The sequence below is a fragment of the Neobacillus sp. BF23-41 genome, assembly GCF_041106275.1.
This window is the reverse complement of sequence record NZ_JBGBPR010000008.1, coordinates 196,114-211,830: the sequence shown is the minus strand read 5'-3', so window position 1 is coordinate 211,830 and position 15,717 is coordinate 196,114. Positions and strand designations below refer to the sequence as shown.

Annotated in this window: 15 protein-coding genes and 2 pseudogenes; 6 read left to right on the top strand and 11 right to left on the bottom strand. The window is 41.9% G+C overall.

Annotated features, from left to right (window positions below; translation table 11 throughout):
• Positions 1–7: 7 nt before the first annotated feature.
• Positions 8–1,150, bottom strand: a complete 1,143-nt coding sequence (gene wecB, locus AB7942_RS14725) for a non-hydrolyzing UDP-N-acetylglucosamine 2-epimerase (protein ID WP_369447423.1) — start codon at positions 1,148–1,150, stop codon at positions 8–10.
• A 234-nt stretch (positions 1,151–1,384) separates the two neighbouring features.
• On the opposite strand from wecB, the gene AB7942_RS14720 reads away from it, so the two are divergent.
• From AB7942_RS14720 to AB7942_RS14710, 3 genes and pseudogenes are all read left to right on the top strand, one after another.
• Complete coding sequence (locus AB7942_RS14720; RefSeq protein WP_369447422.1) at positions 1,385–2,767, top strand: S1C family serine protease; 1,383 nt, start codon at positions 1,385–1,387, stop codon at positions 2,765–2,767.
• A 136-nt stretch (positions 2,768–2,903) separates the two neighbouring features.
• Positions 2,904–3,002, top strand: a pseudogene (locus tag AB7942_RS14715) (zinc transporter ZupT); the annotation flags it as partial.
• Between the two features lie 84 nt (positions 3,003–3,086).
• A complete protein-coding gene (locus tag AB7942_RS14710; RefSeq protein ID WP_369447421.1) occupies positions 3,087–3,647 on the top strand; it encodes a glycerol-3-phosphate acyltransferase in 561 nt (186 codons plus the stop codon).
• Between the two features lie 108 nt (positions 3,648–3,755).
• Here the strand turns inward: AB7942_RS14710 and AB7942_RS14705 are convergent, their stop codons facing one another.
• The 4 genes and pseudogenes from AB7942_RS14705 to AB7942_RS14690 all read right to left on the bottom strand — a co-directional run bounded on the left by AB7942_RS14705 (position 3,756) and on the right by AB7942_RS14690 (position 5,842).
• Entirely contained in the window at positions 3,756–4,061 is a 306-nt protein-coding gene (locus AB7942_RS14705) for a magnesium chelatase subunit ChlI family protein (protein ID WP_369447441.1), read from the bottom strand.
• 33 nt (positions 4,062–4,094) lie between these two features.
• Positions 4,095–4,619, bottom strand: a pseudogene (locus AB7942_RS14700) (ATP-binding protein); the annotation flags it as partial.
• 12 nt (positions 4,620–4,631) lie between these two features.
• The gene (locus tag AB7942_RS14695; RefSeq protein WP_369447420.1) at positions 4,632–5,249 is read right to left on the bottom strand and encodes a magnesium chelatase domain-containing protein; all 618 of its coding nucleotides are present in this window, start codon (positions 5,247–5,249) and stop codon (positions 4,632–4,634) included.
• Entirely contained in the window at positions 5,234–5,842 is a 609-nt protein-coding gene (locus AB7942_RS14690) for a transposase (RefSeq protein WP_369447419.1), read from the bottom strand. Before AB7942_RS14690 ends, AB7942_RS14695 begins: the two co-directional genes overlap by 16 nt.
• A 337-nt stretch (positions 5,843–6,179) precedes the next feature.
• Between AB7942_RS14690 and AB7942_RS14685 the strand changes: the two genes are divergently transcribed.
• Complete coding sequence (locus AB7942_RS14685) at positions 6,180–6,470, top strand: hypothetical protein (RefSeq protein WP_369447418.1); 291 nt, start codon at positions 6,180–6,182, stop codon at positions 6,468–6,470.
• 126 nt (positions 6,471–6,596) lie between these two features.
• On the opposite strand, the gene AB7942_RS14680 is transcribed toward AB7942_RS14685, so the two are convergent.
• Positions 6,597–7,037 (bottom strand): ferritin family protein, encoded by a 441-nt coding sequence (locus AB7942_RS14680; RefSeq protein WP_369447417.1) that lies wholly within the window; start codon positions 7,035–7,037, stop codon positions 6,597–6,599.
• Between the two features lie 325 nt (positions 7,038–7,362).
• Here AB7942_RS14680 and AB7942_RS14675 point away from each other — a divergent pair, with 325 nt between their 5' ends.
• Positions 7,363–7,809 carry a DUF6376 family protein gene (locus tag AB7942_RS14675; protein ID WP_088089691.1) on the top strand — a complete coding sequence of 149 codons (447 nt, stop codon included), beginning with the start codon at positions 7,363–7,365 and terminating at the stop codon, positions 7,807–7,809.
• Positions 7,810–8,031: 222 nt separating this feature from the next.
• Positions 8,032–10,092 (top strand): molybdopterin oxidoreductase family protein, encoded by a 2,061-nt coding sequence (locus AB7942_RS14670; protein ID WP_369447416.1) that lies wholly within the window; start codon positions 8,032–8,034, stop codon positions 10,090–10,092.
• A 26-nt stretch (positions 10,093–10,118) separates the two neighbouring features.
• Here AB7942_RS14670 and AB7942_RS14665 read toward each other — a convergent pair whose 3' ends face one another.
• The 5 genes from AB7942_RS14665 to AB7942_RS14645 form a co-directional block, all read right to left on the bottom strand.
• Positions 10,119–10,964 (bottom strand): YitT family protein, encoded by an 846-nt coding sequence (locus AB7942_RS14665; protein WP_369447415.1) that lies wholly within the window; start codon positions 10,962–10,964, stop codon positions 10,119–10,121.
• 205 nt (positions 10,965–11,169) lie between these two features.
• Positions 11,170–12,141 carry a UDP-glucose 4-epimerase GalE gene (gene galE, locus AB7942_RS14660; RefSeq protein ID WP_214717261.1) on the bottom strand — a complete coding sequence of 324 codons (972 nt, stop codon included), beginning with the start codon at positions 12,139–12,141 and terminating at the stop codon, positions 11,170–11,172.
• Between the two features lie 264 nt (positions 12,142–12,405).
• Positions 12,406–14,556 carry a S8 family serine peptidase gene (locus AB7942_RS14655; protein ID WP_369447414.1) on the bottom strand — a complete coding sequence of 717 codons (2,151 nt, stop codon included), beginning with the start codon at positions 14,554–14,556 and terminating at the stop codon, positions 12,406–12,408.
• A gap of 268 nt (positions 14,557–14,824) precedes the next feature.
• A complete protein-coding gene (locus AB7942_RS14650; protein WP_369447413.1) occupies positions 14,825–15,070 on the bottom strand; it encodes a hypothetical protein in 246 nt (81 codons plus the stop codon).
• A 67-nt stretch (positions 15,071–15,137) separates the two neighbouring features.
• The gene (locus AB7942_RS14645; protein ID WP_369447412.1) at positions 15,138–15,671 is read right to left on the bottom strand and encodes a PepSY-associated TM helix domain-containing protein; all 534 of its coding nucleotides are present in this window, start codon (positions 15,669–15,671) and stop codon (positions 15,138–15,140) included.
• Positions 15,672–15,717: the final 46 nt, after the last annotated feature.

Sequence of the window (15,717 nt, the reverse complement as noted above, 5' to 3'; positions counted from 1 at the left end):
CCCCACTCTATTCGCCAAAATCCGTTGGGCGTTCTCCATTTTCAAAGTGGTGAAGGATGGCTTTGACGATTCGTTCAGAGGCGAACCCATCTCCGTAAGGATTGGAGGCGTGCGCCATTTGGTCATGTGCGGCTTGGTCTGACAACAGCTCATCTGCAAGTTGAAAGATGGTTTTCTCATTGGTTCCAGCCAGTTTTAATGTACCCGCTTCAATTCCTTCTGGGCGCTCGGTGGTATCACGTAAAACTAGCACCGGTACACCCAAAGATGGTGCCTCTTCCTGTACACCGCCTGAATCGGTCAAAATCAGATAGGCCCTTGCGGCAAAGTTATGGAAATCGATCACATCTAAAGGCTCAATCAGATGAATTCTCTCGTTTTCTCCCAGTACTCGATTGGCAATTTCACGAACCACTGGATTCATATGGACTGGATAAACCACCTGAACATCGGCATGCTTTTCGACCACACGGCAAATCGCACGGAACATATTTTCCATTGGCTCTCCCGTGTTTTCCCTGCGATGGGCTGTCATGAGAATTAACCGGTCATCCCCGAGTTTGTCTAAAACTGGATGAGAATAATTCGCTCTCACCGTTGTTTTTAGCGCATCGATGGCCGTATTTCCAGTGATATAAATAGCCTTTTCTCTCTTATTTTCCACCAAAAGGTTTTGCTTCGATTGGACCGTTGGTGAGAAATGGAGATCGGCCAAAACACCTGTCAACTGGCGGTTCATTTCCTCTGGGTACGGGGAATATTTATTATGAGTCCGGAGTCCGGCCTCCACATGACCAATCGGAATCGAGTGATAGAACGCAGCCAAGCTTGCCACAAATGTTGTTGTCGTATCACCATGGACCAGCACAATATCTGGCTTGACGTCGGCAAGAACTTGATTGAGCCCCTCTAAGCTACGCGTCGTAACATCCAGAAGAGATTGCCGTTCCTTCATTATATTTAAGTCATAATCAGGTGTAATTTCAAAAATATGCAACACTTGGTCAAGCATCTCGCGGTGCTGCGCTGTCACCGTCACAATCGGTTTAATTCTATCAGGATATTTCTCTAATTCTTTTACCAAGGGAGCCATTTTAATTGCTTCCGGTCTCGTTCCAAACACAGTCATTACCTTCAATTGATTGTCCATAGAGGCCTCCAACTATATCTTCAGTCCAATATCATTTACATTCACTAAACATGATACCAAAGATTATACATTTATGAAAAAACAATCCTCCCTGTTCTGTCATTAAAATTCCTCAACTATCAATGACACCTTGTAATTATCTAAAAATTTTATGTACAATATTACTTTTTTCATAAGGGCGAATATATTGCAGAGTAAATTTTTAAAATATCCAACCTAGGAGTGAATTATATTTTGAAAAAAAGGGCCCTTTTTACCATCCCTATCACCTTGCTACTCATCGCAGTAATGGTGGCTTCCATTTTCCTCATCAATCTCAAACCAGCCGCTGGGAAAATCGCTCAAGCCCAAAAGCTCGCTGAATACTCCAAGCCGGCAGTCGTTCGAATCATTGATTATGCTGTTGTCCAGTGGCAATTTAATAATCCCAATGATCCTGAAGTCATCGCCATATTGGAACAGCTAAAAAATCAATCCGTAGTGGGCGGCTCAGGTTCAGGGGCGATTATTAGCTCTAACGGCTATATCGTTACCAATGCTCACGTCGTTGAAGCGACTCAACAGGAAGACGAGGATATTGCCAATGCTGCGTTTGAACAACTGGTAACGATCATCGCGGACTATTTTAAGGTAGATTATGAAACAGCCTACAAGTATATGGTCCAGTATACACAATACAGTGGAATCGAAAAGGTTCTAAAAGTAATTTTACCAAGTGGGGATGTACTTGATGGCGAGGTTAAAAGCTATGGTGCTCCTATTAATGAAGGAAAAGATGTCGCCGTTCTAAAAATTGAAGGGAAAAACCTGCCGACTCTACCGCTTGGAGATTCTGATAATATCCAGAACCAAGATAATATTTGGGTCAGCGGCTATCCTGCTGCGGCCGATTCTGATTTATTATCGCCAGATTCGTCGTTAGTTTCTTCCATGAATGCAGGCCAAATTTCTGCAACTTCCAAGAAAACCGAACAAGGAAGCCCGGTCATTCAAATTAATGCTGCTGCCACTCATGGGAATAGCGGTGGACCGGTCATCAACGCAAAAGGGGAAATTATTGGCTTGCTCACCTTTAGGGGCGACACAGTCAACGGCCAAGAAGTTCAAGGCTTTAATTTTGCCGTTCCTGTTAATACCGTTAAAGAATTTGTCAACCAAGCGGGCGCAAAAAATGCGAAGAGTGATACGGATAAGCTTTATCAAGAAGGACTTAACCTATACTGGGGCGGCTACTATAAGCATGCGTTAGAAAAATTTGAGGCAGTCCAACGGATTTATCCGAATCATTCCGAAATTAAACAATATATCGCGAACTCCGAGAAAAAGATGGGCAGCAGCAAGACGCTCTGGTCCGATTATGCGACTATCTTCTACATCGTTGATGGTGTTGCCGGATTGCTCATTATTATTCTTCTGTTGTTCACGTTTGCCTTTAGACCGAAACAGCAAGCAGTTGCTGCGGCACCGGCAGCTCCAAACCCAACGCCTGTAGCCCCACAGCCAACTACACCTGAAAATACCCTAACAGACTTAAATAACGATGGAAAAATCGACGTTCAAGATATTCTACTCGCCCTTCAAGAGGCTCAGAAAAAGCAGAAAAAAGACGAGGAATAATGTGGTGCCTGACACCAATATACCTCGATAAAACCTATAGAAAAATGGGATGTAGTTGACACTACGTCCCATTTCTTTAAATAAGAATCCATTTCCTTAAGGGAGAGCAGATGTGATGAACTATCTGGACGAATAATTGCCTGCAGCCATGAGGTATGATGAAGCACATTTATCCATTTACGGGTTAATTGGCGGTATGGCCGTTATGGTCCTAAGCCTGTTATTATTTATATAAGGGTATGCTGATGGGTATCAGGCACCATGTGAATTTTTCACATGGTGCCTGACAACCATCTATTCTATTAGGAGGTGAAGCCAAATGATTTACTTTTTTCTAGTCTTATCCTATTTGATTGGGAGTATCATGTTTGGATTTCTGGTTATGAAAGCTCTCTACCGTAAGGATATTCGCCTTCATGGGAGTGGAAATGTAGGGGCGAGGAACGCAGGACGCCTTCATGGAAAAACGGCCTTTGTATTGATATTTCTAGGGGATGCTCTAAAAGGTGGCCTCGTCATTCTGCTGGCTCGCTATTTTGGATTTTCTGACCCCGTTCAACTTGTTGGTTTAGGCATGGCCATTTTAGGCCATCTGAAACCAATTACCCTGAACTTTAAGGGAGGAAAAGGGATCTCAACTTTTATTGGCGGAATAATTATGTTTGAACCGCTGCTTGTTTCCGTTATTATCTTAGCATTTCTAGTACTCTATCCTTTTACAAAGAGCTTCACTTTTTCAGGATTAGGTGCATTCCTGTTCATTCCTCCTTTTCTAATAATCATCGACCATGATTGGATAAGTTGTGCAATTGTATTGTGTATCTTAGTATTCATATTCCTGGCCCATTGGGACAATATCAAGGTAAGACTGAAAAAATAACATCAGATGTCCACAGTCCACCCCACACGGACATTTTAGCGATTTTGTCCACGGATGGTGCCTGACACCCACTGATGAATTCAACTGATGTCACTAACTGACCTCTGTTCACACTTCATTTAACTGAACAGCTTCCCAAATACTTTGATCTGTTATGGCAGGGCTTGCTTGTAGGTCAGAGATGGTGCGGGCGAGACGGATGATTTTGATTTGTGTGCGGTTGCTCCAACTCTTCTTTATAGCGAGTCGTTGCAATGTAGATTGCTGTGTGTCTGTCAATGGGCTTGCCCTTAATAGCATTTCGTAAGGGATTCTGCTATTGCAAACCTCCATTCCATAACGATCATATTGCCTGTTCCTTGTTTCCTCCACTCTCCCCCGGACAATTTTGGAGGACTCTCCTGCCGTTTCAATCGCAGCTGCATTAAAATTAATGGGTCCTAAGGAGAGATTAATATCAAACCGTTCCCTGAGCGGACCTGAAAGCCTATTTTGATAGGCGAGTATCTGCTTCTTCGAGCAGGTGCAATAATGTGAATTTGACCCTTCATAGCCACATGGGCATGGATTCATTGCCGCTATCTAAATAAACGACGCCGGATATGTAATGGTCGCATGGGTGCGGCTAATCATGATCAACCCATTTTCTAATGGCTGGCGCAGCATATCTAATGTTTTTTTCGAAAACTCGCCAATTTCATCGAGAAACAAAACACCATGATGTGCTAACGATATTTCTCCTGGCTTTGGGTATTGTCCGCCCCCGATTATAGAAACACCTGAAGCTGAGTGGTGCGGATTTCGATAGGGAGGCATATTGGAATGAGAAAAGGAATTTTGACTCAATTGATACAAGCTGATTACCTCAAGTAGCGACTCTTTTGTTAATGCTGGTAAAATGGACGGGAAACTTTCAGCTAACATACTTTTCCCACAACCTGGTGGTCCCGTCAGTAAGACATGGCGTTCTCCAGCCGCAGCTACCTATAAAGCATGTTTCGCTCCTGTATGACCAATAATCTGCTGCATATCCAAATAAACAGTGTTGGTGAACCGCTCATCATCCTGCTTTTTATTAAAAGGAGGAATCCATTGACCAGAAAGATGTCCAATCGCACCCTGTAAACTAGAAACATAGATGATTTCCAATGGCTTAAGGTCTAATACCGGCAAACCCTCATCAAAAGGCATATAAAGCTTTTGAATCCCCAGTCTCTTTGCCGCAAGTACAGCAGGCAGCATTCCTTCGACAGGCTGAATCGATCCATCCAACGATAATGATCCCAGAAAACCAGTATCCTCGGGGACGATTACCTCCAGTTCATGCAAACTTTGCAGTACAGCAATCGCCATCTGAAAATCAAACATAGAACCGTACTTTTTTTGATCCGCTGGTGATAGATTAATAATGATTTTCTGACCTGACAGGTGATAACCTAAGGCTCGAAGCGCAGCAATGATTCGCTCCTTTGATTCTTTTACAGCCGCATCTGGCAATCCAACAATTTTAAACGAATCGTTCCCTACATAAGAGCCAACCTCGACATGCACCCGGTATCCTTCCATCCCTTTTAAGCCGATACTCGTTACTTTAGCCCACATGTCTCTTCCTCCCTCTTAATCATGTGAATTTTTCCATCTTCCCAAAAGAACTTGTCGGTTGGTAATGCCTTTAAATAATTTTCATAGTGTTGTATTGGTGGGTTGGGAAAATATGAAAGTAGTGTTTTCGGGGCAATCAGAGGGATACTTTCTCCAAAGACATAGGCTCGGCAGCTGCTCCAAGGGTAATCCTCAGGTTTTGCCACCATTCCTGCTGAGTAGGGATTTAAGTGAATATATTTACTCACGTCTATCTCATATTCGGAAGAATTGAGGAGCTCGGCACCATAGCGCTTATCGAATACATGACCGGAGAAATCGTACTTTCTATTAAAATACTTTGCAAATTTGGTGTTGAGATTTTTCATGATAATACTCAAAGGGGTTTTTATCGTTTCGAGCTGTAGGTGGGTATGATTTGTCATCAAGCAGTAGGTGTGAAGGATGAATGGGTAACTTTCTCTTGTTTCTTGAACTATAGCTAGGTACTTCTCAAAATCTTCATCTTCGAAAAATAGCGAACTTTTCCTAATTCCTCTAGTGGTAACATGATACTTTGCGCCTTCAAACCAAGGCCGGACACTGCGAACCATTGCAATCACTCCTTATTTAGTAAATTGATAGAATACAGGTGGGGAATCGAGGTAGAAAATGAGGTCATCCGAAGCGAGCATTCCCCATAAAACAGGAACAGCAAATAGTAACCACTAAAACCTTTCGACACCCTCTCCAAAAATCCTGCACAATTCACCAAAATTCACCTCATTTATATAATTCTGGGTATCAATGACTGTCTATCCAGGAAGGACGAATGTCCACGATCGGTGCCTGACACCATTCTCTAAAAAGATGTATAAAAAGTCTTAGTTTGTAATATTTATTTTGTATGGATTTATTATTCTTATTTTCTATATGGGGGGATGTCTCGCGGTGAGGGTAATTCAATGGCTGGTGGGTGCATTGCTTCTTGTGTATGGGATTTACCTTATTTTTGGAGTGCAGGAGTTCTTTGGAACCTTAGCAATAATCGCGGCTTTTTTTATCTTTCCTAGTTTAGGAAATGGAAGGAAAAGTTCCTATAGCAATGATCATGTACATTATTATGAAAGTAATTCAGACAGCACGGATGACGACCGCGGTTCCGACGGTGACGGGGATTCCGGAGGGGATTCGGGTGGTGGAGGAGATTCAGGTGGAGACGGCGGCGGCGGTGGAGATTAATCCTCACAGAATGCATCATTGAAAAGACACCCTTGCCTTAGAGACAAGGGTGTCATTTTTTGAAGGCTAAACTACTATTTGCATGGAAATAGCAATCAAATCCAACCAAAGGCATGAAGCAAGAGGTTATTTATTTTTAGTAAAATAATACAAAAACCATACGGCATGATTTTGCTCATCTGCTGCCGCTCTTCGAAATGCCTCTTTTATAGTTGGGTCCGAAGTTCCATCAGCTACTTCCATGTAAAAATCCACCGTTGTTTGCTCATCTTGTAACGCAAATTCCAATCCATTTAAATAAACCCTCGGACATTCTTCGCTGATTTTCGGTTGTGGCTTTCGGCCAGTCAGCCTTGTATAGATCTGTTCAAATTGTTGATAATGCTTTGATTCATCTTGACGAATTTCAAGGATTCGACTTTTCTCCTTCTCATTGGATGCCAAATTTGCTAACTTTTCGTAACAATTTATGGCATTGTACTCACCATTAATTGCCTTTTCTAGTTCTCTTATCAACTTATTATTTTGTCTATATAAGGCATCGTAGTAATTTGTATATGGGTACATTGTAGAACCTCCCGATTTTTCTCATGGATATCCTACGTGCGAGAAGACGATGGGTGCTTACTATCCAGTACTTCTTTGGGAAAGTAAAATGAAAATATCAGCTGTGGTGCCTGACACCGTTTAGTATGGTTCATTTTTAGAAAGAATGGTAAAAGTGCTCTCTTCAAAAATAAGCGGAACTTCTAAACGAAGATCCTGCTATTTTTATTGATATTAGCTTACGAAACTGCTTATGCCTTAGAAACGAAACAAATTTTCAACCCTATTTTAATGATAGTTAAACGGCCAAAAGCTCCCTTAAAAATTTTAAAACGGAGGTTCTTACATGAAAAAGAAGTTATTGGTTTTATCCGCGTTTATAGCATTGCTCCTAAGCGGTTGTTCACTGCTAAATGATGCGAAAGATACGCTTACGTATGTAAATGATGCAAAGGATTACTTAGACAAGGCGACGGCATTTGCAAATGAAGCACCCTCTGTTGCTCAACTTGCCGTTGGAGATAAGCAAAGTGCAGCAGATTTCCAAAACATGCTCCAAGATATGAAACAAGAAATAAATGCATTCAATAAACTTCAAGCCCCAAACGTAGCTGTTGATTTACACCAGCAAATTGTCGATCAAAACAACAAACTTGCAGCCGGAATTGACGTGTATCTAAAACATATGAAGAATGGCTTACTCGATCCTTCTGTCCTTGAAAATACAGAATTATTTCAAAGCGTACAAGATATAACCAATATCCTTAATCAAATCAAAGAGCTTGGGCAATAATAAATTGTCCTCTCGGGTTCTCGTATATCCAAAAAGGCGGTCACATGAAACTTCTACGTGACCGTCTTTTTTTATCCATTTATTCAAAATCGATACATTGTTTATAAGACTTGATTACCTATAAAAATAGCTCGCCAGATGTGTTCATAACAAAGAATTTGATGTTATGATAGTACCAATCTTAAAAATTCAAGTTAAACATGAAAGGAGATTGACTAAGCTATGGCTTCTTTTATTGATGAACGAGCTGGTGTTTTTCATGCGGTTTGTTCGCTGGATTGCCCGGATCAGTGCGGATTACTTTTACATAAGGAAGACGGGAAGATTATCAAAGTGGAAGGCGATCCCGAGCACCCGGTCACCAAAGGTCATATCTGTAACAAAGTTCGGAATATGACGGAACGGATTTATGATGAAAACCGCCTAAAATTCCCGTTGAAACGCATAGGCGCGAAAGGCGAGGGTAAATTTGAACAAATCAGCTGGGAGGAAGCCATCCAGACGATTACTTCCAGTTGGAAAGAGTTGATCGAATCCGATGGACCGGAAAGCATTCTTCCTTACAGTTTTTACGGAAACATGGGCAGGCTTAGTGCCGAGGGAATGGACCGCCGATTCTTCCATCGCCTCGGTGCATCGCGGTTAGATCAAACCATCTGTTCGGCGGCTGGTTCGGTAGGCTATAAATATACGATGGGCGGCAGTATCGGCATCGACCCAGAGGATACGATCCATTCCAAACTATTCCTTTTTTGGGGTATTAATGCAGCGAGCACTAACATGCATCAAGTCGCGTTAGCTCAAAAAGCCCGCAAACAAAATGGCGCCAAAATCATCGTTATCGATGTTCACAAAAATCAAACTGGTAGATTAGCAGATTGGTTTATTCCGATATTGCCTGGAACCGACAGTGCTCTCGCTTTAGGGATGATGCACATCATATTTGCTGAAGGCCTGGTCAGCCAAGACTTTTTACAAAAATATACCGTCGGATCCGAAGAGCTGCGCGAACATGTTGCCCAGTACGACCCGATCACGGTTTCTACTATCACGGGTGTACCAGTAGAAGATATTTATAAGCTGGCACGGATATATGGCGAAACGTCACCATCCTTTATTCGTATTGGCAATGGACCACAGCATCACGACAATGGCGGGATGTTCGTCCGGACGGTCGCATGCCTTCCTGCCCTCACTGGACAGTGGCTTGTCAAAGGCGGCGGCGCGATCAAAGGAAATTCAGCCTATCTTGCTCCGAATACGGCTCACTTGCAACGACCGGATTTATTAAAAAATAAACATACCCGCGTGATTAACATGAACTTACTTGGTGAGGCATTACTTTCACTAGACCCTCCTATGAAATCACTTTATGTGTACGGTTCGAATCCTGCCGTGGTCGCACCTGAGTCTATTAAAGTCCGAAATGGGTTAGCGCGGGAAGATTTATTTACCGTGGTCCATGATTTATTTTTAACAGAGACTGCCAAATACGCGGATATCGTTTTACCAGCGACATCCTCCTTTGAAAACACGGACATCTACACATCGTATTGGCATCATTATATTCAACTGCAGCAGCCCGTTATTGCACCATTTGCTGAGTCAAAATCCAATGTTGATGTGTTCAGGCTACTCGCAAAGGAAATGGGCTTTGATGAACCGCTTTTCCAAGAGACAGAGGCAGAAATGATTTCCCAGGCCCTTGATAATCGACGCAATCCTTATTTGGAAGGAATTAGTTACGAAGCTTTAGTTGAGCTGCAATTCATGAAAGCGAAGGTGAAAGCAATTTTTCCTGGGAACCTGTCAACCCCTAGTGGAAAAATTGAATTATTTTCACAGAAGATGCAAGAGGATGGCTATCCCGCATTGCCAACTTACGTACCATTAGTAAACGACGGGGATCATCCGTATCAGTTTGTTCCTGGCCCGAATCATAATTTCTTAAACTCTACCTTTTCCAACAATCCAAAGCACATCAGCTTGGAAAAAGAACCAAAGGTGTATATGAATCATCAGGATGCTTTCACGGCGGGGATTGTAGATGGAGATACGGTCCGTGTCTGGAACGATCGAGGAGAATGCCAGCTAAAAGCGGCTGTCGGAGATCATGTTCTTCCTGGAGTCGTCGTTACACAAGGGCTGTGGGCAGATTCAGCTGACTCAACAAACCAAACAGCAACAAAACAGTTAGTAAACTCCCTTACCCCGGACCGAATCGCCGATATGGGCGGCGGTGCCACCTTCTTTTCCGGACGGGTAAGTGTGGAAAAAATATAAATAGTGCCTGACACCTACAATGGGTGTCAGGCACTCGTCTTACTAGCCTTATAGCCATGCCCGATCATCTCATGGACATTATGGACGGTGACATAGGCGTTTTCATCTACTTCCTTAATAATATTTTTCAGTTGGACGATTTCCTGCTTATTGATGACGATATAAAGGACTTCTCTGTTCTGACCGCTATAGCCCCCTCGTCCGTCTAAAACGGTTAATCCACGCGACATCCGACTGGTGATGTTGGCCAAAACCTGTTCAGGAGAATTGGAAATAATCATCACTGCTACCTTTTCATCGAGTCCTTCGACAATGAAATCGATCGCCTTCGCTCCGATGAACACAATCAACAGCGTATACATCGCTTTTTCCAAACCAATGACGAAAATCGAACCAACCACTACTAAAATATCAATAATTAGCATGCCTTTCCCAATGCTCCAACCTAGCAATTGGTTCGCCAATCTCGCTAATATTGTCGATCCTCCCGAGGTTCCTCCCGTCCGGAAAATCAATCCCAACCCAGCTCCGACAAGCAAACCCGCAAAGATTGAGGCTAAGAACGTATCCTCAGTTAATTGATGTCCAATATCCTCGGTTAAAAATAAACATAGCGAGCACGCTGCAATCGAAATCAGCGTATAGACAAACGTTCTTTTTTCAAAAAATTTATAACCGACCACGAGCAGCACTGCATTCAATACAAAATTTACGACACCTGGCGACCAATCAAATAAGTAATGAGCAATAATCGTAATCCCTAGAATTCCACCCTCTGATAGATGATTCGGGATTGTAAAATAATTGACACCTACCGCAAAAATAAGTGATCCTAGCAAAATATATGTAATATCCTTCAACGTTTTCTTCATAAAAAAGAACCCCTTAACGAAATTTATATCCTTATCTTAACCTAGTAAATAATAACCATCAAACTACAAATTAGGCCAAAAATCAAGATAAAAAAATACTTCAAGAACATTAAATTCTCACTTCATTTTAATCTATAACATTCGCCGCTCCGCCAGGAAGCTAATATAAAAAAGCCCTGCCTACTTTTGTAGACAGAGCTGCCAATTAATATGTTTGTTTCTGATGCCAATTCCACGCATCTGCAATAATTCGTTCCAGATTCCGTTCAGCCTTCCATCCTAGTTCGCTAAGAATTTTTTGAGAGGAAGCGACAAGCATCGCAGGATCTCCGGCACGGCGGTCAGCCATTTCTACGTTTGCCTCCACACCGGTAACTTTTTCACATGTTTCAATGACTTCCTTAACAGAGTAGCCAAGACCGTTGCCAAGATTATAAACCTCAGCCGATTTCTTCCCAGTTAATAACGCCTCAAGTGCGAGGATATGGGCACTGGCTAAATCAGTCACGTGGATATAATCGCGAATACAAGTACCATCAGCTGTATCATAATCGGATCCGAAGACAGATACTTTTTCCCGCTGGCCTAACAGTTGTTGAAGGACAATCGGAATCAAATGTGTTTCTGGGTCATGACTCTCGCCAATTACTGCTGATTCGTGGGCTCCTGCTGCATTAAAGTAACGTAAGACCACATAGTTCAATCCATAGGATTTTGAGAAATCAGACAGGATTTGTTCGATCATCAGTTTGGAATGTCCATACGGATTAATCGGTCTGGTTGGAGTTGTTTCATCAATCAACTCCACATCAGGAATTCCATAGGTAGCTGCAGTGGAAGAGAAAATAAAGTTTTTTACGTTGTTTTTCATCATCACTTTTAACAAGGTAAGTGTGGACGCCACGTTATTCTGATAATATTTCAAAGGATCCACAACAGACTCCCCTACCAAACTAAAGGCAGCAAAGTGCATAACCGCCTTGATGGGATAACTTTTGAAGATCATTTGTAAATCTTCTTCATTGCCAAGATCACCTTCGACAAAAACGGCCCGGCTATCAACTGCTGCGCGGTGACCAGTCGATAAGTTATCGAGAACGAGAACCTCTTCTTTTTCTACTAATTCCTTTACAAGATGGCTACCAATGTAACCTGCTCCGCCAACGACGAGAATCATATTCATTTCCCCTTAGCTAGAATTTCAATTACCTTTTTTATTATAGCATTTTGACGAAAAAACGTATATTTTGCGTTAAAGTAAAAAAGTGTCAGGCACCATGTGAATTTTTCACATGGTGCCTGACACCCTGACTGTTAAGCTACTTGGTCATTGTTTTTACGACTTTTTCTCTTTCTATCGGCTTTGAGGACTTTTAAGGATAGGTAAATGCCTGAACCGCTTTTGAGCAACCTAAACTGATGACCATGCCATATAGCTAAATTACTTTACAATAATCGTATCGAGATTCACCCCGGTTGCGGTCTTTTTCACGCCTGTCGCAGCTTTTCCTGTCCATTCAATGGTTAGGACGTGCCGCCCAGCAGTGAGTCCTGTTTTAGTATAATACAGCTGCTTATAAAGCGAAGTAGCGGAATACAATGATACAAAAGTACTTACACCGTCCACAGTTACCTTCACAATTCCCTGCGTTCCATATTTGACCCCTGATACAGTAACTCCTGTACCATTAAAAACAAACTGTGCCTTTGATCCCATGGTATTTGTTCCAGCAAATGATCCACCCGATGTATTAACATTTGAGAAAGTACTCCAAGTACCGATATATCCAATTTCTTTAGCCGTATTCTCATACGTTCCGACTGTTGCGCCAGCCTTCACGGTCGCTGTATAAGTTCCTGCTCCTTTGAAAGCGTATACATCTAAGTAATACTTGCCGTCTGCTGGAGCAATGTACGTTAATGTCTCACTCGATGTCCCAGTTTTTTCAGAATAAGCCACAATACCTGCGCTACTTTTTACCGTTGTAGCGCTACTGTTATATAGATATATGTCAAAATCCGTACCAGTTGCACCGGACAAGGTAATCGTGACTTTTTCGCCTTTCAGCATATTGATGGCGTAAACATCATCTAGATCGCTTGTTGAACTTACAGTATTTGTTACACTTGTGCCTGGGAATGGTAAGCCCGGAATATCGTTATCCGGTTGGAAATTGACTGTTTTGTTTGCACTTAACATACTTCCCGTTAATATAGCCCCTTTTAAGGAGGAAAGAGCTGTTGAATTTTTCAAAATAGCATCCTTCATTGTTAAAGGAGCAGCGGCTGGATTCTTGCTCAAGAACAATGCTGCTGTCCCAGTGACATGAGGAGTAGCCATTGATGTTCCGCTGAAATAATCGTAAGCATTGGTGTAATTTCCAGGCGTTGTTGCCGGTACTGTACTTAAGATATCCTGGCCAGGCGCTGCGATATCAACAGTTGTAGCTCCATAATTGGAAAACCATGCTAGGTTTCCTGTATTATCAATGGCAGCTACCGACAAAACATTCGGTAAATTATAGTTAGATGGATAATGTGGTGAAGAATCATTGTCTGTTCCATCATTTCCAGCTGCCGCTATAAAAAGGGAGTTAGAATTTTGAATCGCATCGTACAAGGCTTGGCTGAAGCCTCCTCCACCCCACGAGTTGTTGGTAACCTTGACCCCTTTTGCCTTCGCATAATTTACTGCTAAAATAGCATCAGACGTGTAGCCTCCATCAGGACCAAGGAATTTCAGCGGCATAATCTTTACATTTGGCGCTACCCCAATAACCCCTAATGTATTGGCTGTTCCTGCAATTGTTCCAGAAACGTGTGTACCGTGTTCATCCCCATCGGCCGCGTCAAAAACTGTATTGTCGATATTATAGAAATCCCAGCCGTTTACATCATCAACATATCCGTTTTTGTCATTGTCGATGCCGTCTCCAGCAACCTCTCCAGGGTTTTTCCAGATCTGAGCTTTCAAATCAGGATGATTGATATCTACCCCAGTATCAATGACCGCTATGACTAAACTCGTACTTCCCTTTGTCACAGCCCATGCGGCTTCCGCTCCAATATCAATTCCAGCTTTACCAGGAACCCCCAAAATGGACTGACCTGTATTTTTCAGTCCCCATAGCTGTCCAAACATAGGGTCTGATACAGCATCAGCTTTAAGTATATAGTTAGGCTCCGCATACTCGACTTGCGGAGAGGCATTAAGAGATTTCAGTACTTCCTGCATTGGAATTTTAGCATTGAAGCTGATGAGTTTTGTATTAGATTGATTTAAATTCTTTTTCGTCTTCAAGCTGAACTTCGTCTGTAAAACACCTAAACTTTCAGTTTTATAAGTATTTTTAAACTTTACGATTACTTCCCCTTCTTTATAGCTTTTACCATTGCTGCTTTTAAATGTAGCCATGGCTTTATCGCTCTGTGACTTCCGTTCTTGAATCTGAATGACGGGATTGACCTTTTGTGTGGCCTTTTTGAAATTCTGAGTGCCACCGTTCCCAGATTCATTTGATGTAGCAAGCGCAGGAATGCTAGCGAATAACAACCCCAAGCTCACCATTAAAGCAGTCATCTTCTTCCTCATACCATTTCTCCCTTCAACTATAAACTTGTTAAAAAATCATACGAGTCTAATATATTTAGAGAATTAGCCCCTTATGCCTATATCGTGATTATTTTTCTGAAGTCCTCTTATGCCAAGATAAGATTTATTGAAAAACTTTAACTAAAGCAGGTTTTATTAGTCTTACAACATAATTAAAACACCATAGTTTTAGAGATCTCTTAAACGTATTTCTTTTCTTGTTAATTGTTTATTTTTGTACAATAAAATAGCTGCTTATATACAAGTATCATATAGTTACTTGTATATAAGCAGCATTAATTTTTCTATCAAACCACTTTAATAGATTTTCTTGAGAAGTATTTTCATCTGTGACTCCAGATATTTCTTCAAAATTAAAAAGACTAGTATGCACTCGGTCTCCCTCACCTATCCTTTGTAAGCAGGAAGACCCTGGTGCAACTAAGCCAGATAATACACCATTACTCATACTATGATTCTTAATTCGGGTAAATATATATTTTGCCGTCCCCATCTTCACCAATCTGGTCAGAATTCACAATCTATTTGATGGTCTACTGCTCCTTTTTTTGACAAAAAATTTATGCCACCTTCCCGTCTGCTTTTCGTTTTTTCCTCATCCTTTCTGCATGAAGGACTTTCAAGGATAAGTAAATTCCTGAAACTGTTAAGAAAATCATGGCGATCGCAACTAGGTCGACCAGCCATTTCACATTAGTCGTGCCGATTTTCCCTTCATGAAGACCTCTAATGATACTTGTGATCGAACTCGTTCCGCCTTCTCCCCCAGGGCCGCCAGCGCCCATGCGTCCAAGGAATTGACCAGTTGCGTTTGTTCCTGTTTGTCCTTGAGTTTGGCCGTTTGTCTGCATTTGATTGCTAGCAGGATTCTGCGATTGAGTTTGCCCAGTTGTTTGGCTTGAGTTTGTGGTTGCACCTTGTGGGCCTACACCTTGATTAAATTGACCCGGCTGGAAATTGCCTCGATTTCCTTCCATTTGTGTCTGACCGATTAACCACGGCTCGTTCATTAACAAACCCGTAATTGACTCGATTAGGATAAAGATAGAACAAATTAAACCAATCCATAAATGGGCTTTTCTCGTATTTTTCATATAAATTCTCCTCATTTTGTTATATTTTTATAGATACTCTCTTGTA

Bases quoted from the DNA above. Each gene is read 5' to 3' on its own strand.
- wecB (WP_369447423.1), bottom strand. From the start codon at position 1,150: ATGGACAATCAATTGAAGGTAATGACTGTGTTTGGAACGAGACCGGAA.
- AB7942_RS14710 (WP_369447421.1), top strand. From the start codon at position 3,087: ATGATTTACTTTTTTCTAGTCTTATCCTATTTGATTGGGAGTATCATG.
- AB7942_RS14695 (WP_369447420.1), bottom strand. From the start codon at position 5,249: ATGTGGGCTAAAGTAACGAGTATCGGCTTAAAAGGGATGGAAGGATAC.
- AB7942_RS14690 (WP_369447419.1), bottom strand. From the start codon at position 5,842: ATGGTTCGCAGTGTCCGGCCTTGGTTTGAAGGCGCAAAGTATCATGTT.
- AB7942_RS14680 (WP_369447417.1), bottom strand. From the start codon at position 7,037: ATGTACCCATATACAAATTACTACGATGCCTTATATAGACAAAATAAT.
- AB7942_RS14675 (WP_088089691.1), top strand. From the start codon at position 7,363: ATGAAAAAGAAGTTATTGGTTTTATCCGCGTTTATAGCATTGCTCCTA.
- AB7942_RS14670 (WP_369447416.1), top strand. From the start codon at position 8,032: ATGGCTTCTTTTATTGATGAACGAGCTGGTGTTTTTCATGCGGTTTGT.
- AB7942_RS14665 (WP_369447415.1), bottom strand. From the start codon at position 10,964: ATGAAGAAAACGTTGAAGGATATTACATATATTTTGCTAGGATCACTT.
- galE (WP_214717261.1), bottom strand. From the start codon at position 12,141: ATGATTCTCGTCGTTGGCGGAGCAGGTTACATTGGTAGCCATCTTGTA.
- AB7942_RS14655 (WP_369447414.1), bottom strand. From the start codon at position 14,556: ATGAGGAAGAAGATGACTGCTTTAATGGTGAGCTTGGGGTTGTTATTC.
- AB7942_RS14650 (WP_369447413.1), bottom strand. From the start codon at position 15,070: ATGGGGACGGCAAAATATATATTTACCCGAATTAAGAATCATAGTATG.
- AB7942_RS14645 (WP_369447412.1), bottom strand. From the start codon at position 15,671: ATGAAAAATACGAGAAAAGCCCATTTATGGATTGGTTTAATTTGTTCT.